Raw genomic sequence first — 21782 nt, forward strand, 5'->3', positions numbered from 1 at the left:
CGAGGGCTTTGCGCGCTGACTTGTCGCAGCTCTCAGGCGAGCCGCTGGTGCAGGGCGGCGGCGACGACCAGGTCCTCCCAGGCCATGCCGACGCTCTTGAACAGCCGCGGCCGGCCGAGGTCGGCCTCCGCCGCGGTCCCGCCGGCCAGCCCGGGCAGCCCGGCCAGCGCGACGATCTCGCCCGGTGGCAGGTCGCGCAGCTCCCCGCAGGTGGCGGCGACCGAGCGGGCCTCGGCGTACACCGTCGCGCGGCGGACGAACACCTCGTCGACCTCGCGTACGCCGGGTTCGTGCGAGCCGACGGCCACCACGCAGCACCCGTCGGGCGGCGCCGAGCCGTCGAAGACCGGCCGCCCCGCGGTCGTCGCGCAGATGACGAGGTCGGCATCGGACAGATCCGGCCGCGGGTCCGCCGAACTCACCAGGGCGGCCGTCGACCCGGGCCGGATGTGGTGCAGCGCCTCGATGTGCGCCCGCGCCTGCGGGCCCCGGCCGAACACCACCGTCCGTAGTGGACGATGCGGGGTCAGGGCGGCCACGGCGAGCATCGAGACGGCCGGCGTACGCACGCTGGTCAGCGCGGCGCCGTCGACGAGCGCCAGCGGGGTGAGGGTCGCGCCGTCGAAGAGCAGGTAGACACCCTGGATCCGGGGAAGTCCGAGCGTGGCGTTCCCGGGCGCGACCGACACCACCTTCACACCCGCGTACGCGCCGTGGGCGGCGGGCATCAGCAGCAGTTCACCGCCGGGCGCCGGGGCGGCCGAGCGGGCCGGCCCGGCTTCGGGATCGAGCCCGCCGGCCAGCGCGGCCCGCAGGGCCGCCACGGCATCGAGCGGGCTCAGGGTGGACGGGTCCAGCCACGGCAGGTCCATGCGCCCATTCTCCACCGGGCGCCGGTGCACAGCGCTCATCAGTGCACTGCGCTCATCAGTGCACAGCGCTCATCAGTGCACTGCGCTCATCAGTGCACTGCGTTCATCAGTGCACGGCGAGCATCGGGCGGGGCGGTCGTCGGTTGCACATTGAGCATCGGTTACTCAGGCGTGCCGATGGGTCCGGGCGGGACCGTGGACGCATGACGACGAACGCGCCCCGCGCCACCGCCCGCCCGCTGCCCCTGCTCGGCCACGCGCTGCACCTGCTGCGCGATCCCTTCACCTTCCTGTGCGCCGCCCGCGACCAGGCGCCCGTGGTGCGCATCCGGATCGGGCCGGGCGACGCGTACGTCGTGAGCTCACCGGCCCTCATCCGGCAGATCCTCACCGCCGACGCGCGCCGCTACGAGAAGGGCGTCCAGTTCGACAAGCTGCGCCCGATCATCGGCAACGGCCTGGTCACCGCCGGCGGCGAGGAGCACCTGCGGCACCGCCGCCTGGTGCAGCCCGCGTTTCACCACACCCGGATCGAGGCGTACGCGCGGACGATGCGTACCGTCGCCGAGGAGGCGACCGCTGCCTGGGAGAACGCCGACATAGACCTCAACGCGGAGCTGGCCCGGATCACCCTGCGGATCGTGGCGAAGACGATGTTCAGCACGGATCTCGGCGACGAGGTCGTGGCGGAGGTCGTCCGTTCGATGCCGACCGTCCTGTCCGGCATCACCAAGCGGGCGCTGTCGCCCTTCGCGTTCCTGGAGAAGCTGCCGACCGCCGAGAACCGGGCCTTCGCCGCGGCCAACGCGCGCCTGCGCTCGGTCGTGGACCGCATCATCGCCGAGTACCGCCGTCATGGTGCCGACCAGGGCGACATGGTGTCGATGCTGCTGCTCGCCCGCGACGAGGAGACCGGCGCGGGCCTGTCCGACGAGCAGGTACGCGACGAGGTGATCACGATGCTCCTCGCCGGCACCGAGACGACGGCCAACCTGCTCGCCTGGGTGCTGCACGTCCTCGGCGGCCGCCCGGATCTCGAGAGCCGCCTGCACGACGAGGTCGATGCCGCCCTCGGCGAGGATGAGGAGATCACGGTCGAGACGATCGGCCGCCTCGCGTACGCCCGGCGGTTGATCACGGAAACCCTGCGCCTGTACCCGCCGGCGTGGCTGATCACCCGGCGGACCCTGGGCGAGGTGGACCTCGGCGAGGTACGCCTCCCGGCGGGTGCGTCGGTGCTCTTCTCGCCCTACGCCGTGCACCGTGACCCCACCGTGTACGCCGACCCGGACGTCTTCGACCCGGACCGCTGGCTCGGCCCGGCGGTGCCGCGGGTGTCGTTCATCCCGTTCGGCGCCGGGAACCGGCAGTGCGTCGGCGAGGGGTTCGCCTGGACCGAGGCGCTGGTGGTGCTGGCGACGATCGCCCGGCGGTACCGGTTGCGGCCGGTGCCGGGAGTGGCGGTCCGGATGACGGCGAGCGCGACGCTGACCCCGTCGGCGCTGCCGATGACCGTCCACCCGCGAGTCCGGTCCCTGCCGGTGTACGCCTGATCCGGCTCTTCGCGTGGACGTGCGGGTCGCGACGACCGTGCGGCACGCGTACGGCCGGCGGTTCTCCGAGGCAACCCGATCGCCGCGCCGACCTTGATCATGTCGCGCAGAAATGTCGAAGTGGATCGCCGGACCTTGATCGTGAAACAGGTATATGTCGCGGGAGCCGGATTTCGACATATACGGCTGACATGATGACGGCTGACATGATCAAGGCCGGTGCGCGGGGGCCCCGGTGGAGAGCCCGGAATCCGCGTTCGATCAGCGCGCTGATCATGGTCGCGGCGCCCGCGTTTCAGGCCCGGAGCGCCGGGGAAGAGTCACCGCATGGATTTCATACTGTGGCTCATCGCGGTCATCCTGGTCATCGCCGGGATCGTCGCCATCTTCCGCCGCCAGGTGATCTGGGGCATCGTGCTGATCATCGTCGGCCTGCTGGTGGGTCCCGGCGGTGTGAGCATCTTCCATTGACCCTCGCAGGCGCAGCGGCTGGTATCGGCGCTGGTCCCGACCCTGGTCGGCATCGGCGCCGGGATCCATGCCGGTCGGTGGCGCGCGGGTGACGGACGAATCGGAGCAATCCGCCTGATCCGGACGTCCGTCACCCTATGCTGAGCCCATGGACGGCTCAGCCGCACCGCCACCAGCGCCACCACCCGAGGGCACCGGCCAGCCCGGGGACCCGGACGAGAGGCGACCGGGTCACCCGGAGGAGACGGGCGAGGGGCCGCCGCCGCCCGACGAGCGCGCCGAACCCGGAACCGGGACCGTGCCGCCGCCGGATGCCGGGTGGCCGCCGTCGGCTCCCGATGCGTCCACCGCGCCCGCGACCACGCCGATTCCCCCGGCGGCCGCGCAGGCAGAGCCGCCCGCCGCCGTTCCGCCGCCCACTGCTGTTCCGCCGGCCGCTGTTCCGCCTACTGCTGTTCCGCCGGCCGCTGTTCCGCCGGTCGCCGGGGAGCAGCCGTACCAGAGCGAGCAGCCGTACCAGAGCGGGCAGCCGAGTCCTGGGGAGCAGCCGTACCAGAGCGGGCAGCCGAGTCCTGGGGAGCAGCCGTACCCGGGTGGGCAGCCGTACAACGCGCCGACCTATGCGCCGCCGGGTCAGCCCGTCGGCCCGCCGAGCGCCGGCAAGCGCAAGCCCTGGCTCGTCCCGTTGCTCATCGGGCTCGCCGCCGTCCTCGCCCTCTGCTGCATCGGCGGCAGCGCGATCGCCTTCTTCGCCGCCCACGAGGCCGCGCGCGACAAGAGTTTCACCGTGACGGGTGACCTCACCCTGGACGCCGGGGGCGAGGGGATCACCGGCGACGCGTGCTTCGGCATGGGCGGCTACAGCGACATCAACCAGGGTACGAAGGTCACGGTGACCGACGACGCCGGCAAGGCGCTGGGAACCGGCCAGCTCGGCGCGGGCAAGGCGGACAACCAGCTGTGCGTCTTCGATTTCAGCGTGCCGAAGGTCGCCAAGGGGTCGAAGTTCTACGGTGTCACGGTCTCCGATCGCGGGACCGTACGCTTCAGCGCCGACACCATCCAGCAGCACCCGGTCCACCTGACCCTGGGCGGCTGACCGCACCGACTGCCCGCACCGACTGTCCGCACCGCCCGCCGACTCCCAACGATCTTGCGCGAATGCCCCGCATTTCGTCCGATATGCCCGATAAGCCCGGACATTCGCGCAAGATCGTCGAAAAGGGGGGCGTCGAAAAGAGGGGGTGTTAGAGGTCGCGGGAGGATCCCCACTGGGTCACGATGCTGCCGGGCGGGACGTCGTTGGTGATCGCGTACCAGTAGAACTCGAAGAGGTCGTGCTCGGCGCCGAGTTCGAGCCGCTTGGCCACCTTGTGGTGGGGGAAGCCGCGGAAACCGGTCGGCAGGTCGACCGCCGCCATCTTCTGCTCGGGGTCGTAGATCCAGCGGCCGCCCGCGTGGCGTACCAGGAGTTCGCCGAGGTACGCGCCGATCCCCGCGACGAGGGCCTCGAACTCCTCCTCGGTCGGGCCGGCCGCGAGGAACGTCTCGCAGACGGAGTCGAGGCGGGTGGCCTCGGTCGACGCCCAGGTGAACTCGTCACCCGCGAACGCCTCGGCGAGCGTACGCATGGCGAGGGCGGTCTGATCGTCGGTGGGTCGGGCGGACCGGCGCAACCATCGCGGCATGGGGGTACCTCCGTTGCTGAACGGCGAGCGTACCCCTTGAGCTGGTCTTTTGTCAGCAGCAAGATTTATTGGGAGTGGGGCTCAGCGCGGTTGGAGGAGGTCCCACAGGTTGCCGTAGAGGTCCCGGAACACGGCGACCGTCGCGTACGCCTCGTGGCGCGGCTCCTCCAGGAAATCGACCCCGGCCGCGGTCATCCGGGCGTGGTCGCGGGCGAAGTCGTCGGTGCTCAGGAACAGCCCGACCGTCCCGCCGGTCTGGTCGCCGACCCGCGCGGCCTGCTCGTCCGTGCCCGCCTGCGACAGCAGCAGCCCGGCCTGGCCGCCCGCCGGTCCGACGACGACCCAGCGCCGCCCGCCCGGCAGGGCGGTGTCCTCGCGCAGCTCGAAGCCGAGCGCGTCCACGTAGAAAGCGATGGCCTCGTCGTAGTCGCGGACGACGAGCTTGGTGAGACTGATGTGCGCCACGCCCTCAGTCTGCCCGACCGTCCGCCGGCCGCGCGGCCAGGTCGCTCAGCCGGGCCAGTCCGAGGAAGTCGCGTACGTCGAGGTCGGGGTGGGCAAGGCCGGGGTGGGCTGGGTCGGTCCGCAGGTCGGTCAGCAGGGCGGGCAGGCGTACCGGTTCGCCGCCGGCCGCGAGGTAGCACGCGTCCAGCGCGGCGTCCGCGAGTCCGTGCCGGGCCAGCGCCCCGGCCAGTCGCTCCTCGGCCCGGGTGCGCGGCGGCCGGCTGATCGTCGCCCGGCCGTCACCTTCCGCGAGTACGCCTTCCCCGGCCCACCCTGCCGCCGACGCCGCGTCCGCCGGGGCGCGTACGCACAACGTGTACCAGGCAGGCGTGACGGCCGACGGGTGGCCGCCGAGCCGGCCGAGCAGCGATGTGTGCACAGTGGACGGTGTGACACCGGGGCCGCTCGGCACGACGTAGCCGTGCAGCCGGCCGTCCACCACGAAGACCGCGCCGGCCGCCACTTCGGGGCAGTCGAGCAGCAGCCGCCGCACGGCCGCCGGATCGACCCACGAGTGCTCGGCCACGATCCAGCCGTCCGGGCGTACCGGGGCGTGCAGGCCCACGTCGGCGGCGATGGCGGCGAGCGGCGTACCGGGAGCCGTGCAGGCGCTCACGAGCGCCCGCTCGTACGCGAGCACGAAGGCCCGGGCCCGGCCGGCGTCCAGGAGCCGCTCGTTGGCGAGAACCGTGACGTAGGTGCCGTCGGCGTCGAAGGTGCCGCTCTGGAACCGGAACCGGTCGTGCCCCTCGGCGGCCGGGAAGGTGTCGATCACGCTGCGCCGCAGGGCCGCCCGGATCTCCTGCGGATCGGCCGGCGGTGGCGTGACCCCGGGCGCGCGGAAGTAGGTGAACTCCGGCAGCGCGTGGAAGCGTACGCCGCGCTCGTGCTGGATGCGGACGCCGAGGGCCAGCCGGGCCAGGTGGTCGCCCTGGCTGTGCCGCAGCGCGCGGACGGCCTCGCCCGCGGCGCGGTCCACGAGCGCGGACAGCGACTCGGCCGGGTCGACGGCGACGGCGGCGAGGATCGGCTGGACCTGCGAGCTGACGAGGCCGGTCTGCTCGGGGTCGAACCGGTTGGCGCTCTGCACCTCCAGGCCGACCTCGGCGAACCCGGTCGCGAGAGCCAGGCACGACGCGAACGCCAGGCGGCTGACGACCGGCGCCGGTACGCGCAGCTTCCGCGACAGCCGCGCGAGGGCGAGCGCGACGGCGGGGGAGCGCAGGTCGACCTGGACGGCGGCCCGCCCCGGCGCCGGGGTCCCGATCGGGAACAGCGTGGCCGGCAACGATCTCAGCTGCCGCTCGGCGTACGCGAGCGCGGCCGCGTTGGCCCGGGCGGCCGCGGGTTCGCGTTCCCGGACGGCGGCGTCGATCGGTTGCAGCGGGTGCTCGGCGACGTCGGCGGTCCGGTGCGCGGCCGCGGCGTCGAGCAGTTCCCGCAGTTCGGTGCCGAGGATCTCGCCGGCCCACGCGTCGGCGGCCAGATGGTCGACGCTGAGCAGGACGCGCCGCGGCCGGCCGTCGCGCTCCACCACGGCGAGATGCGCCGGCGGCCGGGTCAGGTCGGCGACGTGCCGGTGGTCCCGGAAGAACAGGGCCTCCGCGGATTCCGTGCCGCCCGTGCCGCCCGTGCCGCCCGTGCCGCCCGTGCCGCCCGTGCCGCTGAGGACGGCTTCGTCGAGGACCGCGGGGCGTACAGCGGCGGGCGGGTGCACCACCTGGACGGGCTCGTCGTCCGGTCCGATGTGGATCGACGAGCGCAGCGCCTCGTGCCGGGTGACGAGGGTGCCGAGGACGGCCAGCACGGCGGCGCGGTCCAGGCCCGGCGGCACCTCGGCGACCGTGCGGAAATCGGCGAACTCCCGGGCCGGCCGGGGTCGGTAGTGATCGAGCCAGGGCCAGCGCTGGCCCCAGGTCAGGCCGCCCGAACGGACGACTTCCCCCGTGGTGAACTCCCCCGAACCGAACCCATCCGAAATGAATCCATCCACCGGGCATCCATCCATCACTGTCACTCGACGGAAGTTATCACCCCGGCCGGGCGGGTGTCACCAGTCCCGCCTCGTACGCGGCCACGACGACCTGCGCCCGGCTGGACAGGGCCAGCTTGGTCATCACCCGGTTGAGGTGCGTCTTGACGGTCGCCTCGGAGACGTCGAGAAGGCCGGCGATGTCGCTGTTGGACAGTCCCTTCGCGACCAGCCGGACCACTTCGACCTCCCGGGCGGTCAGCGAGTTCATCTCCTTCGACGAGACCGCGTCGGTCCCGGGGCGGCCGGCGTACGACTCGACGAGGCGGCGCAGCACGGTCGGCCCGAACAGCATGTCGCCCCGGGCCGCCGTGGTGATCGCCTCCAGCAGCCGCTCCGGCCGTGCGTCCTTGAGCAGGAACCCGCACGCCCCGGCACGCAGCGCGGCCAGCACGTACTCGTCGAGGTCGAACGTGGTCAGCACGATGACCCGCGGCGGATCCTCCGGGTACGCGGCCAGGATCCGCTCGGTCGCGGTGATCCCGCTGATGCCGGGCAGCCGGATGTCCATGAGGACGACGTCGGGGCGTACCGCGGTGGCGGCGGCGACCGCCTCCTCGCCGCTGGCCGCCTCGGCGCACACGGCCACCCCGGGCGCGGCCCGCAGCAGCGCCGCCAGGCCGACCCGGATCAGCGGCTGGTCGTCGACGACCAACACTTGAATGGTCATGGCAGCACTCGAACGGTCATAGCGGCTCCCGGGTCGGGACGGTCAACGCGACGGTGAAACCGCCTTCGGGGCGCGGGCCGGCGGTGAGCGTACCGCCGTAGATGCGGGCCCGTTCGCGCAGGCCGACCAGCCCGTAGCCGGGGCTGTCGGACGGGGCGACCGCGGCGCCCTCGTCGGTCACGCGCACGGTCAGCTGCGCCTCGGTCCACCCCAGGGACACCGTCGCCACCGGCGGCTCGGCGTGCCGCAGCACGTTGGTCAGCGACTCCTGGATCACCCGGTAGACGCAGAGGTCCACGCCCGGCGCGAGCACCACCGCCGGGCCGGTGCTGACGAGGTCGACGCGGGCGCCCGCTCCGCGTACCCGCTCAAGAAGATCCTCGATGCGCGCGAGCCCGGGGGTGGCGTCGTAGGGCGCGTCGTCCGTGCCGGCGTCCTGTGCCTGCAGCCGCAGTACGCTCAGCAGCCGCCGCATCTCGGCGAGGGCCTCGTGCGCGGTGTCGGAGATGACCCGCAGCGCGGCGCGGGCCGTGCCGGGGTCGGAGTCCAGGACGTACTCGCCGAGGCCGGCCTGGACGGAGATGACGGACATGTGGTGGGCGACCACGTCGTGCACCTCGCGGGCGATCCGGCGCTGCTCGCGGGCGACGGCGACCTGGGCGCGCTCTTCCTGCTGGTCGCGCAGCTGGCGGCTGAGCTGGGCGAGGCGCTCGCCGCGCTCGGCCAGCTGCCGCATGCCGTCGCCGAACGCCCAGGCGATGAGGATGAGCATCGTGGCGATGGCGGCGCCCGAGACGCGGAACCCCGGCTCGGCCAGGCGCGAGCCCCAGATCTGGATGGCGGCGCCGGCCGCGGCCCCGCTCAGCGAGATCCGCCGCGGCCGGTACGCGGCCAGCGAGTAGACCGCGAGCGCGATCGCGAAGGTCGTGACGGAGTGGTAGTAGCCGAACGCGAGATAGACGGTGACCGCCGCCGAGGTGGCCGCCAGGGCGCCGACCGGGAACCGCCGCCGCAGCAGCAGGGGTACGTGGACCGCGACCAGCAGCACGTCGGCGAGCAGGTCGGTGTCACGCCAGAGCTGCTGTGGATCCGCCCACTTGTTCGCCATGTACAGGGCGGCCCCGGCCATCCACACGACCAGCCCGGTCTCGAGGACGGGCCGCACACGCATGCGCCGAAGGTAGCCGCCCGTCCCCGGGATTGTCACGCCGGAGTCGTGAACTCGTAGCGGAGGTAGCGCGCGACGTCGCGGATCGGCGGATAGATGCGTACCAGCTGGGCGACGATCCGCTGCCGGAGCGCGAGGTGTTCGGTGTAGGGCGCGTACAGGGCACGGACGGAGTCGGTCAGCCGCCAGCCGGGGATCGCCCGCGCCAGCTCCCGCGGATCGTCGACCGCCCAGTGCAGGGTGGCGTGGGCGGCGCGTACGGCGGGGTTCTGCTTCTGGAAGCGGATGCCGAGGCGGTTGAAGACGTCGAAGGCGACCGTCCCCGCCCCGAAGTACGCCGTCAGCCGCCGGAACAGGTCGCGGCCGGCCTCGGGTTCGAGGTACATCGTCAGCCCCTCGGCGACGATCAGCGTCGGGCGGCCGGTGGGGATCGCGTCCAGCCAGCCGTCGCCGGTGACCGAGGCCGCGATCGTGCGGTAGCCCTCGCGGGCCGGGAACAGCTGCTCGCGCAGGGCCACGACCTCGGGCAGGTCGACGTCGAACCACAGCGTCCCGGGGCCCGGATCGACCCGCCAGAACCGGGTGTCGGTGCCGGCGCCGAGATGCACGACGGTCGCGGCGGGATGCTCGCGCAGGAAATCGCGTACCCAGTCGTCGAAGAACCGGGCGCGGACCACCACGTTCGCCGCCAGTTCGGCGGTGATCCCGGTGGCCGCGAAGTCGTAGCCGATCTGTTCGACGGCCGCGGCGGCCATGGTGTCGTGCAGGATCGGGTGCGGGGAACGCGCGTCCAGCGCCCGGCCGTAGAGGGTCGCGAGCATCGTGGCGGGGGCGCCGGTCAGGTCGACATCGATCACCCCCCAATGATCGCCCGTCCGCGACGTTCCCGCTCGGATCAGGTTCCCGCTCGGATCAGGTTTCCGCCCCGAATCTTGGCCCAAGATTCGGGTGATTTCCCTGATCCAAGCGGGATCCCTCCTGTCAGTGTCAGGGGGCGGTGATGGACGGGGCGGTGCCGGCGCCGTACGCCCATCCCTCGACCGAACCCGGCGCCGGGTTGTAGCTGCCGGCTCCCGAGCTGCTGTACGCCCAGGCCGCCCCGTGCGTACTCGCGTGCCAGTACGACCAGTACGCGGTCGCGGGCGGTGTGTTGACGCACGGGTCCTGGGCGGCGGTCGGCTTGCCGTTGATGCGGCAGACGAACGCGAGTCCCCAGCGCTGCGTACCGGCGACGGTGAAGCCCGCCCCGGTGAGGGCGGCCAGGCCGGTCGCGGGATCGCCGACGGCGCAGCCGGTGACGACGCCGCCGCCGAGGGCGGCGAAGTCGACGACGACGGTCACACCGGTCGTGCCCGAGCACGCGGCGGCCTGTGCGGGCGCGGCCTCGACCGCGACGAGGACGGTGGTGACGGCCAGGGCGGCGAAGAACGCCGCGAGCAGACGCCTCATCGGAACATCCTTTCTGGACGGACAGCTCTGGACAGACGGCTCAGGGGCAGACGGCTCAGGGGCGGACGGCTCATAGGCAGGCGGCTCACGGGCAGGCTGCTCACGGGCAGGCGAGGACCGGCGCCGAGGCGCCCGATCCCGTCGTGGACAGGTCGGCGTACGCGACGCCGGCGAGCCCGAGCACTCCCTGGGCGGTCGCCCGGGTGGCGGTCGACGGGTCGAAGGCGCCCGGCGTGAACGTGAGCGCCCCGCGATCGGCCGCCGGGGCCGTGCACCCCTGCTGGAGGCCGCGCAGGAACACCCGGGCCCGGGCGGCGGCCAGGACCCGTCCACCGTCCTGCAACGCTTGCGCGGCAAGGCCGGTGCTGTTGGCGTTCAGTACGCCGCCGTCGGCGTACCCGCCGGTGGTGTCCTGATGCGCGACGAGCCAGGCCAGTCCCGGCCGGGCCGCGGCGCGGTCGCCCGCCGCCAGGAGCGCCTGGACGGCCATGGCGGTCGCGTCGGCCTGGCTGTCGCAGGTGGACTGCTCGAACAGCAGCGGATAGCCGCCGTCCGCGCAGCGGCTGCCGGCCAGGTACGCGACGGCCGCCCCGGGTACGCCGCCGGGCGTACGCCGCAGGGCCAGGATCGCGAACGACTGGCTGAACGCGTTCGTGAAGTCGCCCCACGCGGACCGGTCGGAGAACCGGCCGGACGGCGTGAGCAGACCCGACAGCCGGCCCGTGAGGTCGACGCCGGCGAAGGAGGCGGGATCGTGGCCGGTGACCTCGGCGGCCAGCGCGAGCTTGGCGGTCGCGCCCACGTACGCCTCGGTGCCGGAGCCGTTGTCTGTGGAGCCGATGTATCCGGACAGGACGGCCGGATCCTGGATCCAGTCGATCGCGGACGCGGCGTAGGCGGCGGAGGTCTTGGTGGCGGCGAAGGCGAACACGGCGTCGAGGGTCAGGCCCTGATCGGGGTACGCGACCCCGTCGAAGACCACCTCGAACCGTTCGCCGTCGACGAGCTGCCGGGCCAGCCACCCGGCGGCGGCGTCACCGCGGACGAGCGTGCCGCCGGCGGTGAGCTGGCTTCCGGCGGTGAGCTGGCTTCCTGCGGTGACCGGGCTTCCTGCGGTGAGCAGGCTTCCGGAGGTGAGTGCGGGCAGGGACGCTGATGCCGGTGCCGCGACCGGGATCAGCAGGGCCGCCGCGAGGACGGCGGAGAAGGCGGTGCGACCGATGCCGCGAGCCATGGCTGATGCCTTTCCGGCCCCGGGTACGCGAGCACCGCGCCGTCCACAGAAGACGGCGGTACGCGAAGACTCGGCTCCCGTGGGCCACGACGGGGGACATGAGAGTCGTCCACGGGCGGGTGATCGGGCTCGTCAAGTTGCCTTGACCTACCGTTGCGGGCCAGCGCCGGACTGTGGATACCGGACTTCCCCCACCTGCGGACGTCGAACACCGCCACTGTGCGCGTACGCGGTGGGCGCTGTCAATGTCACAGTGGGTGTCTGGCGGTGTTCGTCACGTGACACCCGCTCGCGTTGACGCGGCCCGAGCCGGTGTGGTGCGATGCAGGCGTCCAGCAGCATCAGGGGAAGCCGGTCGAAATCCGGCACTGGCCCGCAGCCGTAGGTCCGCCCATTCGGGGGACGAGTCGGATTACCTGGCTGGACGCGTACCAGCGTCGTCGAGGTCAGGGCGCGGAGACAGGCCCGACCCAGGGTTCTGCGTCCGCGCTTGCGCCGCTACCCCCGGAGTCCGCCGTGCCGTCTTCCCGTTCCGCGATCACCGCCCTGATCACCGCCCCGATCACGGCCGCAGCTGCCTGCCTCATGCTGGCCGTGCCGGTCACCGCCGCCGCACCCTCCACTCCGGACCTTCCGAAGGCCGTCGCGTACCTGGTCGATCCGGGCAATCTGCAGGGCGGCCGCTACTACGAGTCGTTCCCCGGCTTCCCGGACTTCGGCCTCACCATCGACGGCGCCTTCGCGCTGGCCGCGACCGGCGGCGACGACGCCCGCCTGCGGGCGGTCACCGAGTTCATCGCCGCCGGGGGAGTGGTCGCCGACGGCGGCTTCAGCGTCGGCGACTGGCTCGGCCTCGGCACCCCCTACGCCGCCGGCGGCTCGATCGGCAAGGTCGCGCTGCTGGCCGAGGTCACCGGCAACGATCCGCGCGCGTTCGGCGGCAACGACCTGATCGCCGCGCTGCACGACGTCACGTGCACGACCGCCGACGCCGCGGCCGGCTGCGACGCCCCCGGCAACTACCTGTGGGCCACCTCGGTCTTCTCCCAGTCGCTCGGCATCCTCGCCCAGGCCCGCGCGGGCGCCGACAGTTCGGCCGCCGTCGCGTACCTGCTGGGGTTGCAGCGCGCGGACGGCGCGTTCCCCAGCCTCATCCCGGCCGCCGCGGCCGGCGATCCAGGCGACGAGGACGTCGACAGCACCGCCCTCGCCGCGATGGCCCTCGCCGCCGCCGGCGGTCACGCGGCCGCCGTCGACGCCGCGCTCGCCTGGATCGCCGGCCGCCAAGGCGACGGCGGCTGGTTCCCCGGGGCGGCCGGGCACTCCACCAACTCCACCGGCCTCGCGGTCCAGGCTCTTTCCCTTTCCCCGGCGTACGCGCAGCGGGTGAGCTCGGGACTGGCCTTCCTGGCCGCACGGCAGAACGCGGACGGCGGGTTCCCGGTCGCGGACACCGGCGAGAGCGCCTCGGACGTCCGAGCGTCGACGCAGGTGGTGGCGGGCGCGACGGGCGTATCCCTGGGCACCCTCGTCCGCGACGTCCACACCGTCCCGGCGTCGCCGTCCCCTTCACCGTCCGTATCCCCGTCCCCGGTCGCGTCCGTGTCGGCCTCTGCTTCTGTTTCGGCTTCTGCTTCTGGTTCGGCTTCTGCTTCCGGTTCGGCATCGGCTTCGGGTTCGGCCCGGGCCTCGGGTTCGGCTCGGGCTTCGGTGTCGCCGTCGGGATCGTCGCCGTCAGGATCGGGCCATCTGCCGACGACCGGTTTCCCGCTGACGGGGGTCCTGGTCGCGGCGGCCGCACTCATCGTTGCCGGGCTGCTGCTCCTGCTCCTGGTGCGCCGCCGCGACCCCCGGCCGTGACGGGGATCAGGACCGGGATCAGGGCTGGGCGGCCGTCCGCGGAAGGAACGCCAGCAGCAGGCCGCCGACGCACAGGTGCAGGAGTGCGAGGGCCAGCTTCGCCCCGCCGGTCACCCCGCCCAGCGGTCCCAGCAGCGAGAGGACGAGCACCACGGCGGCGATCACCGTCCACACGCGACGGCCGGCGGTCGTGACCCGTTCGAGGAGGGCGAGCAGTCCCCAGGCCGCGAAGCCGACGATCAGGGCCACGGCCACCACGGCCACACCGCCGACGGACTGGGTCGACGAGCCGGAGCGTATGGCGGGATCCGTGCCGAGCACGGCATGCTCGACGAGCCAGAGGACGAGGGCGCAGGCGGCGGTACCGGCAATGATCAAGAAGCGTTTCATGCCGACAGCGTCCCGCCGGCCGGCCCGCGGCACATCGGGCGGCGGCAGGGGGCGGCTACGACTTTGGTCGGTGGCCGCTGCGGCGCCCGGCGATCTAGCGTCCGTGCCATGACCATCAGCGGGGACACCAGCACGGAAACCAGCACGGAAACCAGCACGGACACTGGCGGGAGCATCACGACGGGCGCCGGCTGTGACCCAGGTACGGGACGAGACCGCGTCGGCATCGCGATCGCCCTCGCCGGCGTCGGTACGCTCAGCGCCCTCACCCTGATCGGCCACCACTCCGTGCTCGACTGGGTGGTCGCGGTCGCCTGCCTGGCCCTGACGCCGGTGGCGCTGTACAGCCCGATCGGCGGGGGTCTGGCCGCGAACGTGCTGGCCGCGCTGTCTCCGGCGGCGACCCCGCTGGCCAGCGCCTCGGCCCTGTACGCCGGCCGCCTGCGCCGTTTCCCGCAGGCCGCCCTGGTGGCGGTCGCCGGTGTCGCCGCGCACGCGGTCCAGGGCTGGTGGCGGCCGGTGGCCGGGGCGTCCTACGGATTCTGGCTGGCCCTGATCGCGGCGGCATACGCGGCCCTGGTCGGCTGGGGCGCGTGGCTGCGTGCCCGGGACTCGCTGCTGAGGTCGTTGCGGGAGCGGGCCCGGCGGGCGGAGCAGGAGCAGTCCCGGCGGGTCGGCGAGGCGCGGCTGGCCGAGCGTACGCGGATCGCCCGGGAGATGCACGACGTCCTGGCCCACCGCCTCTCCCTGGTGGCCACGTACGCGGGCGCGCTCGAATACCGGCCGGACTCGTCCCCGCAGCAGCTGTCGGCCGCCGCCGGTGTCGTCCGCGAAGGCGTACGCCAGGCACTGGAGGAGTTGCGGGCGGTCATCGGGGTGCTGCGCGCGGACGAGGCCGAGGTGCTCACGCCGCAACCCGTGCTGGCCGACATCCCGGCGCTCGTCGAGGAGTCGCGGGCGGTCGGGGTCGCCGTGGTGCTGCGCGAGGAGGTCGACGGCACGCCGCCGGAACTGGCCGGGCGGACGGCGTACCGGGTGGTGCAGGAGGCGCTCACCAACGCCCGCAAGCACGCGCCGGGCCGGCCCGTCACCGTCACGGTCACCGGCGCCGCGGGTGGCGAGCTCGCCGTCGAGGTCACCAATCCCTTGCCGGACAACGCATCGCTCTTGCCGGCCAGCGGATCCGATCAGCCCGGCGGCGGCACCGGGCTGATCGGCCTGGCCGAACGCGTACGCCTCGCGGGCGGCACGCTGGAGCACTCCCGGTCCGCTGGGACGTTCCGCCTGCACGCCCGGCTACCGTGGCCGGTATGAGTGTCCCCGGCCTGCCCGCCGAATCCGCGAGTCCCGTCCGGGTGCTCATCGTCGACGACGATCCCCTGGTACGCGCGGCCCTGAACATGATGCTCGACGGCGCCCCCGGCATCGTGGTGGCCGCCGTCGCGGCCGACGGCGACGAGGTGCCCGCGGCGCTCGACGCGTACGGCGTGGACGTCATCCTGATGGACCTGCGGATGGCCCGGGTGGACGGCATCACGGCCACCCGGCGGGTGCGGGCCCGGCCGCGGGCGCCCGAGGTCGTCGTGCTCACCACGTTCGACGCCGACGAGAACGTGGTCCGGGCGCTGCGGGCGGGGGCGGCGGGCTTCCTGCTCAAGGACACGCCGCCGGAGCGGATCGTGCACGCCGTGCGTACGGTGGCCGGGGGTGAACCGATCCTGTCCCCGCGGATCGTGCGGCGCCTGATGGACCGGGTGGTGCTGGAGGCCGGCGTCGCGGACCGGGCGCGGGCGGCGCTGGCGCGGCTGAGCCCGCGCGAGCGCGACGTGGCGGCGGCGGTGGCGCGCGGGTCGACCAACGCGGAGATCGCCGAGGAGCTGGCGATGAGCGTGGCGACGGTGAAGGCGCACATGACCCGGGTGCTGGAGAAGCTGGAGATGACCAACCGTACGCAGATCGCCCTGCTGGTTCACGACGCCGGCGGCGACTGACCCGGCGGCTGAACTGGGGACTGAGTCAGAGAAGCCGGCTCGGTCAGCACGGCCGCGAGCAGGGTCGCCCCGAGAGTGACCGCCACCGTCGCGAACAAGCTGGTGAACAGGGAGAACACGACGCCGACCGGCCCGTAGAGCTCGGCCTGGCGCGACAGCGAGACGGACAGGTAGACCGCCGCCCAGATGGCGACGCCCAGCCGGCCGATCGCGACGAGCCCGGCCGCGATGCCGAGCCGCCACCACGCCACGACACCCCGCGAGAAGAGCCGCTGGGCGAGCAGTTCCACCCCGAACCAGATCAGCACGGCGACCACGAACAGCGTCACGCGTACGCCGCCGCGGGCGGAGTGCTTCGCGAGGTCGCGCAGTTCGGCCACGGACAGCAGGGCCGAGCCTTCGAGGAGCAGCCAGACGAGGCCGCGCCACTGGTCGCGTAGCTTCAGCGGGGCGACCCGCCAGATCGCGGTGTAGATCCGGCCGACCCGGCGGGCCAGGGACAGGACGCCGTAGAGGGTCACGGCCAGCCCGAACACGTAGAAGCCGGCCCGGCTGCGCGGCAGCAGGGTGCGTACGGCGTCGGCGGCGGGCCCGTTGAGGTCCAGCCGCTTGACGATCTGGTCCGCGATCGGCGACTCCACCCGCGTCGTGCCGGTGAACAGGTTGGTGACCAGCAGGAGCACCGGCAGCACCGAGACGAAGGTGGCCGCCGCGATCGTGTAGACGCGGTCGATCAGCTCCAGTTCGCCGATGCGTTCCAGGAGCCGGCCCGTCCGCGAGACCAGATAGTTCAGGATGAAAGGGATATTACTGTCCGGCGGGGATGTTTGACGCGGACCGCCACGGGAGATGGGCTGACCTCATGGACGACATCACGGCCCTCATCCTCGACGACCATGCCGCGTTCCGGCGCGGCTTCGCCCGCCTCGACGACGCCGACGACCCCCGCGGGCAGGCCGCCGTCTGGGAGCCGCTGGCCCGCCACCTGGAGATCCACGCGGAGGCCGAGGAGGCCATCCTCTACCCGCACCTGATCCGTCGCGGCGGCCCGGACGCCGACGACGAGACCGAGGACGCGCTGCGGGACCACAACAAGATCCGCGACGCGATCGCCGAATCGCGCCGCCACGACACGGGCTCCGACGCGTGGTGGCGGGCCGTCTGGGTCGCCCGCCGCGAGAACAGCGAGCACCTGGCCGAGGAGGAGGACGAGGCCCTGCCCGACTTCCGCGGGCATGCCAGCGACGAGCTGCGCGCCGAACTGGCCGTGCAGTGGCTCGCCTTCTACGCCGAGCACCCGGGCGGGCGGGGCCTGCGGGTCACGGACAAGGACCCGGAGAAGTTCGTCGAGGACAACAGCTAGCCGGGGACAACAGCTAGCCGGCCAGCTGGACGCCGTACGCCTCGATCACCGCGCGCGGTACGCCGGCCGCTTCGCAGTCGCGTACGGCCTGCTCGCCCGCGAGCTGCAGGCGTCGGGCGTTGAAGTCGAGCGCGTCGCCGACGGCGGCCAGCTCCCGCAGCATCCCGCTGTCCGCATCGGACGGCGGATTGTGCTGGGCGGCCGCCGCGGCGACCTCGATCTGGTCGGCGTCGGTCCCGGCCAGCTCCGCGACCCGGTGCACACCCCAGTCGTGGTGGCGGACGAGGATCGCGCCGTAGAGGTTGCGCGAGGCGAGGACGGAGTCGGCGTACGTGCCGACGAAACGGTGCCACTGCGAGCAGTGGGCCAGCCGCTCGACCGGGTCCTCGGGCAGGTAGGGCTCGATCCGGGCGGACGGCAGCGCGTGCACGGCCAGGTTGTGCGTACGCGTCAGCAGCTTGCGCAGCCGCCCGGCGACGTGCTGGTAGCGGGGCAGCATCGCGTCGGGCCGGTCGAGGTGCTCGGGCGTACGCGCCCAGTCGACCACGACGTGCATGCGCCCGGCGTGCTCGCGGTGGCCGCAGGTGGCCTGGGCGGCGTCGGAGTAGGACCAGCCGTGCCGGTCGACGAGGTAGCTGGCGGTCTCGTCGCGGGCCACGAGCGCCCGCCGGTACGCCTTGCGCAGCTCCACGTCGAAGCCGAGGACGTCGAGGGCGCCTTGATCGGGGTGGGACCGTTCCATCGCGGTGAGCCGCCGGTCGAGCGCGGCCACGTCGATGTCGGCGAGGGCGTCGATGCCGGTCATGCTGATGCCGGTCATGTTGATGCCGGTCATGTTGATGCCGGTCATGTTGATGCCGGTCATGTCGATGTCGGTCATGACGTCGGTCATGTGGCCCCACGGTACTAGCGCCGTCACTCATTCGTCGGGTGTCGTCACACACCGTGAGCGAACTCGTGGGCGGGGTCACCGTGGCAACCGCCCATTACGGTGAAGACATGGCGCTTTCCCTCCCGTCCCAGCTGGTGCTCCTCGGCCATGACGCCGGCGGCGGCGCGCACGGCAAGTCGCAGAACCTCGATTTCGGCGCGGCCGGGGCGATCCTGGTCGAACTCGCCCTCGCGGGCCGGATCGTCGTCGACGGGCGGCAGGTCGCGGTCGTCGACGCCACTCCGACCGGCGACCCGCTGGTCGACGGAGCGCTGATCATGATCAACTCCGGCCGGCGGCAGTCGCCGAAGGCGTGGGTCCGCAAGCTCGGCCGCGGCCTGCGCAAGCGGGTCCTCGCCGACCTCGCCCGGTCCGGCGTTCTCGCGTACGAGCGGGCGACCACGCTGTGGATCTTCACCTACGACCGGTACACGTGGCCGTTCGGCGCCGAACCCGGCCCCCGGGCGGAAGCGCGTACGCAGTGCGTGCGCCTCATCTCCGGGGCAGCCGCACCGGACCGGCGGGTCGTGGCGCTCTGCGCCCTCGTGGCGGCGGCCGGCATCGACGGCCGGGTCTTCGCCGACCTGCCCCGCGGCCAGGTACGCGCCCGGCTCAAGGAACTCTCGGCGGGCGACTGGGCGGCGGTCGCCGTGAAGAAGGCGATCGAGGAGGTCCAGGCCGCCGTCCTGGCCGCCGCCGTGGTGGCGAGCACAGCCGCCACCACCGGCTGATCCCACCCCGCCGCAGCCGTCCCTCGATCCCGTTTGGATCAGGGAATTCACCGTAATCTTGGGCCAAGATTCGGGTGTTTTCCCTGATCCAAACGGGATCTTGGGAGCAGAGTTGGGGGCAGGGTCAGACGCGGACCCAGAGCGCGGGCGTGTTCGGCGGCTCCCAGCCCGGCAGCGACATGTGCCCGATCTGGCAGACGTACGCGAGACCCGCGTACGTGACCCGGGCGCCGACCGCGTAATTGGTGTAGGCCGCCCAGGTGCCGCCCGGCGCGGGGGACTGCGACGGCGTGGGGGACTGCGACGGCGTGGGGGACTGCGACGGCGCCGGCGAGCGCGGCGACGACGGGGAGGGCGAGGGACTCGACGGCGGCGAACCGGCCACGTTCAGGACGAAGTCGAAGGTCGCCCGGCGCTCCGAGCCGACCGTCGTCACGTTCATCAGCAGCGCCGGGTCGTAGATCGTGTCCGTCGAGTTGCGCGGCTCGCCCGGGAAGTACAGCTGCGTGGTGAGGATCGGCTGGTTCGGCGCCTGCACCTTCACGTGGATGTGCCGCGTACGCCCGGGGTAGAGGCCGGGCACGATGGTGGTCAGCGTGTACGCCCCCGAGGGGTCCGACAACTGGTGCCCGCGGAACTTGTTGCCCACGTTGTCGTAGTTGCCGCCGTTGTCGGCCTGCCAGAAGTCGAGCAGCGCACCGGCGATGGGCTGGCAGTTGATCCCGTACACGTAGCCGGTGATGGTCAGGCGGGTCCCGGGGCCGTCGAGCATGCTGGTCCGCAGCGGCGAGCCCGGCTTGAAGTAGGGCCCCTCGATCTGGTCGTGCGTCAGGTCGTCGGGGTCGCAGTTGAGCGGGGTCGGTTCGAGCGTCTGGCCGTTGGGCGTACGCGCCAGCGCCGGCAGCCCGCCGAGCACCGTTGCGGCCGGCACGGCGATCAACGCCGCCTGCAGCAGTCCCTTGCGAGTGATCCCAGGGCCGGGTTTCTCCTCGCGTGTCATCGGTTCTCCTCGCGTGATGAGCGGTCGTGGTGAGGACTTGATGCGTCCACGCTAGGGAAGACATGACTCGACATCGATGGACGAGAGCAGGGGAACCGGGTACTTTCCGCCCGTCGACTCAGTCCGCCCAGCTGTTCAGCACGTCCGTCTGCTCAGCACGCCCGCCTGCTCAGTCCGTCTGCTCAGTCCGTCTGCTCAGTCCGTCTGCTCAGCCGCCCGGCGGGAGCTTCAGTCCGTGCCGTCCGCGGTCATCCGGCGGCGGTACGCGCCCGGGCTCAGGCCTGTCTCGCGCCGGAAGAACCGCGAGAAGTACGCCGGATCGGCGAAGCCGAGCTCCGTCGCGACCTGGGACACGGTCAGCGGCGTACCGGCGAGGAGACGTTTCGCCTCGACGGTCCGCGCCCGCCGGATCAGCTGCGCGGGGGTGTGCCCGGCCGCCTGGCGTACCGCCTCGGACAGGTAGCCCGCCGAGAGCCCGAGCCGCGCGGCGTACTGGCCGGCCGTCCGCCGGTGGCCGGTCGGCTCCGCCAGCAGCCGGGTGAACTGCGCGGTCACCACCGAGGCCCGCGTCGTCGCCGATCCCGGCCGTCCCGACCCCGGCCGTCCGGCTTCGGGTCGCCCAACTTCGGGTCGTCCAGCTTCGGGTCGCCCGGTTCCGAGGCGGAGAGCCTGTACCAGCAGCACATGCAGATAGGCCTGCAGGACGCCGAGACTGCCCGGGGCCGGCCGCGCGTACTCGCGTATCAGCTCGGCCACCAGCGCGCCCAGCCGCCGCGCGTCCGGCGACCGCAGCACCGGCCGCCGCTCGGCCAGTTCGTGCAGCAGCGCCCGGTCGCCCGGGAAGGTCGCGAGGAACTCCGCCAGGAACAGGATCACAAAGCCGTCCACATGGGACGTTCGCCAGTGGTGCACCTGCCCCGGGACGACCACGCACAGCTGCGGGGCGCTCACGGCGTACTCGTCGAGGTCCACGACGTGGCGCCCGGCGCAGCGGGTCACGAAGTCGATCTCGTAGAAGGTGTGCCGGTGCGGGAAGTCGGCGCGAGCCATGGGCCCCATCGACTCGAAGGTGCCGACGGCGAAGGGCAGCGTCTGCGGATCGGGGACGGCCAGTCGGTGCATGGGCAGAGGCATGGACCCAGCCTGGGTACTTTCCCCGCCGCCCGGTACTTCCGGGTGGGTCGTAACGCCCGTGCCCGCTCCGCTATGCTTCCATCGCTCGCCGCGATGCCGAGACACCCCGTAGGGCCCACGGGCGACAGAAGGGCCGGCGAGCACCCTTTCTCCCGCAGCGTTCTCCTCCCTCTTCCCAGCGGGAATACGCTTCGCGGCGCCGACTGTCTGTTCAGACATCCTGTGCGGACAGCTCTGCGGACAGCTCTGCGGACAGCTCTTCAGGCTTTGAGGTACCGGGTGAGGCGCTGATTGCGGCGGATCTGGCCGACGAGCCACATCGCCCCCAGGCTGACGCCGGTGGCCGCCAGCCCGGCGACGCCGAACAGGGTGGTGGCGATGGCGGTGACCACCGCCAGGACGATCGCGCGGGTCGCGATCGCCCGCGGCCCGTGCCGATGGCGCCCCCGGATGCGCCGGCGGCGGATCTCGGCTTCGACGATGTTGGTCGTCATCGCCCAGGTTTCCCTGCGGTACGCGTAATCCACCGCCTCCGGGTCGCCGGGCGGCCGTTGCCGCAGCCGGCGCAGCCGGTCGGCGAGCTCGGAGTCCGGTACGCGGCGCAGGTCGTGCAGCGCGAAGAGGGACATGTACATAACGGTAGGTTCGCCGGAACACGGAGGAAATCGCCCGCAAGGGTGTTTCTCGGGCAGCGCGGAAAGGGCGGCATGGGACGGGCGGCGCGGGACTTGCGGGGCGTGC

The 21782-nt window shown here is 72.8% G+C and carries 23 protein-coding genes and 2 riboswitches; of the genes, 8 read left to right on the forward strand and 15 right to left on the reverse strand.

Annotation, left to right across the window (positions count from 1 at the left end; translation table 11 throughout):
• Nucleotides 1-32: 32 nt before the first annotated feature.
• The gene (locus G401_RS0141725; RefSeq protein ID WP_027347182.1) at nt 33-872 is read right to left on the reverse strand and encodes an ornithine cyclodeaminase family protein; all 840 of its coding nucleotides are present in this window, start codon (nt 870-872) and stop codon (nt 33-35) included.
• 203 nt (nt 873-1075) lie between these two features.
• Here G401_RS0141725 and G401_RS0141730 point away from each other — a divergent pair, with 203 nt between their 5' ends.
• The 3 genes from G401_RS0141730 to G401_RS56560 all read left to right on the forward strand — a co-directional run bounded on the left by G401_RS0141730 (nt 1076) and on the right by G401_RS56560 (nt 3995).
• Entirely contained in the window at nt 1076-2425 is a 1350-nt protein-coding gene (locus G401_RS0141730; protein WP_034594739.1) for a cytochrome P450, read from the forward strand.
• Between the two features lie 327 nt (nt 2426-2752).
• Nucleotides 2753-2896, forward strand: coding sequence for a GPGG-motif small membrane protein (locus G401_RS56995; protein ID WP_169734313.1), 144 nt, complete (start codon nt 2753-2755; stop codon nt 2894-2896).
• A gap of 148 nt (nt 2897-3044) precedes the next feature.
• Nucleotides 3045-3995 carry a hypothetical protein gene (locus G401_RS56560; protein WP_157546829.1) on the forward strand — a complete coding sequence of 317 codons (951 nt, stop codon included), beginning with the start codon at nt 3045-3047 and terminating at the stop codon, nt 3993-3995.
• Between the two features lie 148 nt (nt 3996-4143).
• On the opposite strand, the gene G401_RS51980 is transcribed toward G401_RS56560, so the two are convergent.
• From G401_RS51980 to G401_RS0141780, 8 genes are all read right to left on the reverse strand, one after another.
• Nucleotides 4144-4584 carry a hypothetical protein gene (locus G401_RS51980; RefSeq protein WP_157546830.1) on the reverse strand — a complete coding sequence of 147 codons (441 nt, stop codon included), beginning with the start codon at nt 4582-4584 and terminating at the stop codon, nt 4144-4146.
• An 81-nt stretch (nt 4585-4665) separates the two neighbouring features.
• Nucleotides 4666-5049 carry a VOC family protein gene (locus tag G401_RS0141750; RefSeq protein WP_027347184.1) on the reverse strand — a complete coding sequence of 128 codons (384 nt, stop codon included), beginning with the start codon at nt 5047-5049 and terminating at the stop codon, nt 4666-4668.
• Nucleotides 5050-5053: 4 nt separating this feature from the next.
• Entirely contained in the window at nt 5054-7081 is a 2028-nt protein-coding gene (locus tag G401_RS0141755) for a condensation domain-containing protein (RefSeq protein WP_027347185.1), read from the reverse strand.
• A gap of 37 nt (nt 7082-7118) precedes the next feature.
• A complete protein-coding gene (locus G401_RS0141760) occupies nt 7119-7790 on the reverse strand; it encodes a response regulator (protein ID WP_027347186.1) in 672 nt (223 codons plus the stop codon).
• Nucleotides 7791-7806: 16 nt separating this feature from the next.
• Complete coding sequence (locus tag G401_RS0141765) at nt 7807-8961, reverse strand: sensor histidine kinase (RefSeq protein ID WP_027347187.1); 1155 nt, start codon at nt 8959-8961, stop codon at nt 7807-7809.
• Between the two features lie 32 nt (nt 8962-8993).
• Nucleotides 8994-9815 carry a class I SAM-dependent methyltransferase gene (locus G401_RS0141770; RefSeq protein ID WP_211240983.1) on the reverse strand — a complete coding sequence of 274 codons (822 nt, stop codon included), beginning with the start codon at nt 9813-9815 and terminating at the stop codon, nt 8994-8996.
• 130 nt (nt 9816-9945) lie between these two features.
• Nucleotides 9946-10407: a hypothetical protein gene (locus G401_RS0141775; RefSeq protein WP_027347189.1), complete on the reverse strand. Its 462-nt coding sequence runs from the start codon at nt 10405-10407 to the stop codon at nt 9946-9948.
• A gap of 100 nt (nt 10408-10507) precedes the next feature.
• On the reverse strand, nt 10508-11641 hold the full coding sequence (locus G401_RS0141780) for a prenyltransferase/squalene oxidase repeat-containing protein (RefSeq protein WP_211240984.1): 1134 nt from the start codon (nt 11639-11641) through the stop codon (nt 10508-10510).
• A 97-nt stretch (nt 11642-11738) separates the two neighbouring features.
• Nucleotides 11739-11855: riboswitch (cobalamin riboswitch) on the reverse strand.
• A 102-nt stretch (nt 11856-11957) separates the two neighbouring features.
• Nucleotides 11958-12080: riboswitch (cobalamin riboswitch) on the forward strand.
• Between the two features lie 77 nt (nt 12081-12157).
• Between G401_RS0141780 and G401_RS51985 the strand changes: the two genes are divergently transcribed.
• The gene (locus tag G401_RS51985; protein WP_051367995.1) at nt 12158-13501 is read left to right on the forward strand and encodes a prenyltransferase/squalene oxidase repeat-containing protein; all 1344 of its coding nucleotides are present in this window, start codon (nt 12158-12160) and stop codon (nt 13499-13501) included.
• Between the two features lie 18 nt (nt 13502-13519).
• On the opposite strand, the gene G401_RS51990 is transcribed toward G401_RS51985, so the two are convergent.
• Nucleotides 13520-13891, reverse strand: a complete 372-nt coding sequence (locus G401_RS51990; RefSeq protein WP_034594744.1) for a DUF6069 family protein — start codon at nt 13889-13891, stop codon at nt 13520-13522.
• A gap of 108 nt (nt 13892-13999) precedes the next feature.
• Here G401_RS51990 and G401_RS58480 point away from each other — a divergent pair, with 108 nt between their 5' ends.
• Nucleotides 14000-15205: a sensor histidine kinase gene (locus G401_RS58480; protein WP_157546832.1), complete on the forward strand. Its 1206-nt coding sequence runs from the start codon at nt 14000-14002 to the stop codon at nt 15203-15205.
• Nucleotides 15202-15882, forward strand: a complete 681-nt coding sequence (locus G401_RS0141800; RefSeq protein WP_034594746.1) for a response regulator transcription factor — start codon at nt 15202-15204, stop codon at nt 15880-15882. The genes G401_RS58480 and G401_RS0141800 overlap by 4 nt, the downstream gene beginning before the upstream one ends.
• Here G401_RS0141800 and G401_RS0141805 read toward each other — a convergent pair.
• Complete coding sequence (locus G401_RS0141805; RefSeq protein WP_027347192.1) at nt 15861-16574, reverse strand: hypothetical protein; 714 nt, start codon at nt 16572-16574, stop codon at nt 15861-15863. The two genes, G401_RS0141800 and G401_RS0141805, sit on opposite strands and share 22 nt — an antisense overlap.
• Nucleotides 16575-16744: 170 nt before the next feature.
• Here G401_RS0141805 and G401_RS0141810 point away from each other — a divergent pair, with 170 nt between their 5' ends.
• Complete coding sequence (locus G401_RS0141810; protein WP_027347193.1) at nt 16745-17245, forward strand: hemerythrin domain-containing protein; 501 nt, start codon at nt 16745-16747, stop codon at nt 17243-17245.
• Between the two features lie 13 nt (nt 17246-17258).
• Here the strand turns inward: G401_RS0141810 and G401_RS0141815 are convergent, their stop codons facing one another.
• Nucleotides 17259-18137, reverse strand: coding sequence for a hypothetical protein (locus G401_RS0141815; RefSeq protein WP_027347194.1), 879 nt, complete (start codon nt 18135-18137; stop codon nt 17259-17261).
• A gap of 107 nt (nt 18138-18244) precedes the next feature.
• Between G401_RS0141815 and G401_RS0141820 the strand changes: the two genes are divergently transcribed.
• A complete protein-coding gene (locus G401_RS0141820) occupies nt 18245-18907 on the forward strand; it encodes a GOLPH3/VPS74 family protein (protein WP_051367996.1) in 663 nt (220 codons plus the stop codon).
• 124 nt (nt 18908-19031) lie between these two features.
• Here G401_RS0141820 and G401_RS0141825 read toward each other — a convergent pair whose 3' ends face one another.
• The 3 genes from G401_RS0141825 to G401_RS0141835 form a co-directional block, all read right to left on the reverse strand.
• The gene (locus G401_RS0141825; RefSeq protein ID WP_027347196.1) at nt 19032-19907 is read right to left on the reverse strand and encodes a dioxygenase family protein; all 876 of its coding nucleotides are present in this window, start codon (nt 19905-19907) and stop codon (nt 19032-19034) included.
• A gap of 228 nt (nt 19908-20135) precedes the next feature.
• The gene (locus G401_RS52000) at nt 20136-21041 is read right to left on the reverse strand and encodes a helix-turn-helix domain-containing protein (RefSeq protein ID WP_157546833.1); all 906 of its coding nucleotides are present in this window, start codon (nt 21039-21041) and stop codon (nt 20136-20138) included.
• A gap of 260 nt (nt 21042-21301) precedes the next feature.
• Nucleotides 21302-21670: a hypothetical protein gene (locus G401_RS0141835; RefSeq protein WP_157546834.1), complete on the reverse strand. Its 369-nt coding sequence runs from the start codon at nt 21668-21670 to the stop codon at nt 21302-21304.
• Between the last annotated feature and the right edge of the window lie 112 nt (nt 21671-21782).

The sequence above is a fragment of the Hamadaea tsunoensis DSM 44101 genome (genome assembly GCF_000428945.1).
GTDB classification, from domain to species: Bacteria; Actinomycetota; Actinomycetes; order Mycobacteriales; family Micromonosporaceae; genus Hamadaea; species Hamadaea tsunoensis.

Excerpts from the sequence above, each read along its gene's own strand:
- G401_RS52000 (WP_157546833.1), bottom strand. The coding sequence starts at position 21,041 with ATGCCTCTGCCCATGCACCGACTGGCCGTCCCCGATCCGCAGACGCTG.
- G401_RS0141765 (WP_027347187.1), bottom strand. The coding sequence starts at position 8,961 with ATGCGTGTGCGGCCCGTCCTCGAGACCGGGCTGGTCGTGTGGATGGCC.
- G401_RS0141820 (WP_051367996.1), top strand. The coding sequence starts at position 18,245 with ATGGCGCTTTCCCTCCCGTCCCAGCTGGTGCTCCTCGGCCATGACGCC.
- G401_RS0141775 (WP_027347189.1), bottom strand. The coding sequence starts at position 10,407 with ATGAGGCGTCTGCTCGCGGCGTTCTTCGCCGCCCTGGCCGTCACCACC.
- G401_RS0141800 (WP_034594746.1), top strand. The coding sequence starts at position 15,202 with ATGAGTGTCCCCGGCCTGCCCGCCGAATCCGCGAGTCCCGTCCGGGTG.
- G401_RS0141825 (WP_027347196.1), bottom strand. The coding sequence starts at position 19,907 with ATGACACGCGAGGAGAAACCCGGCCCTGGGATCACTCGCAAGGGACTG.
- G401_RS0141780 (WP_211240984.1), bottom strand. The coding sequence starts at position 11,641 with ATGGCTCGCGGCATCGGTCGCACCGCCTTCTCCGCCGTCCTCGCGGCG.
- G401_RS0141835 (WP_157546834.1), bottom strand. The coding sequence starts at position 21,670 with ATGTCCCTCTTCGCGCTGCACGACCTGCGCCGCGTACCGGACTCCGAG.
- G401_RS56995 (WP_169734313.1), top strand. The coding sequence starts at position 2,753 with ATGGATTTCATACTGTGGCTCATCGCGGTCATCCTGGTCATCGCCGGG.
- G401_RS51990 (WP_034594744.1), bottom strand. The coding sequence starts at position 13,891 with ATGAAACGCTTCTTGATCATTGCCGGTACCGCCGCCTGCGCCCTCGTC.
- G401_RS56560 (WP_157546829.1), top strand. The coding sequence starts at position 3,045 with ATGGACGGCTCAGCCGCACCGCCACCAGCGCCACCACCCGAGGGCACC.
- G401_RS0141810 (WP_027347193.1), top strand. The coding sequence starts at position 16,745 with ATGGACGACATCACGGCCCTCATCCTCGACGACCATGCCGCGTTCCGG.
- G401_RS51980 (WP_157546830.1), bottom strand. The coding sequence starts at position 4,584 with ATGCCGCGATGGTTGCGCCGGTCCGCCCGACCCACCGACGATCAGACC.
- G401_RS0141815 (WP_027347194.1), bottom strand. The coding sequence starts at position 18,137 with ATGACCGACGTCATGACCGACATCGACATGACCGGCATCAACATGACC.
- G401_RS0141725 (WP_027347182.1), bottom strand. The coding sequence starts at position 872 with ATGGACCTGCCGTGGCTGGACCCGTCCACCCTGAGCCCGCTCGATGCC.
- G401_RS58480 (WP_157546832.1), top strand. The coding sequence starts at position 14,000 with ATGACCATCAGCGGGGACACCAGCACGGAAACCAGCACGGAAACCAGC.
- G401_RS0141730 (WP_034594739.1), top strand. The coding sequence starts at position 1,076 with ATGACGACGAACGCGCCCCGCGCCACCGCCCGCCCGCTGCCCCTGCTC.
- G401_RS0141760 (WP_027347186.1), bottom strand. The coding sequence starts at position 7,790 with ATGACCATTCAAGTGTTGGTCGTCGACGACCAGCCGCTGATCCGGGTC.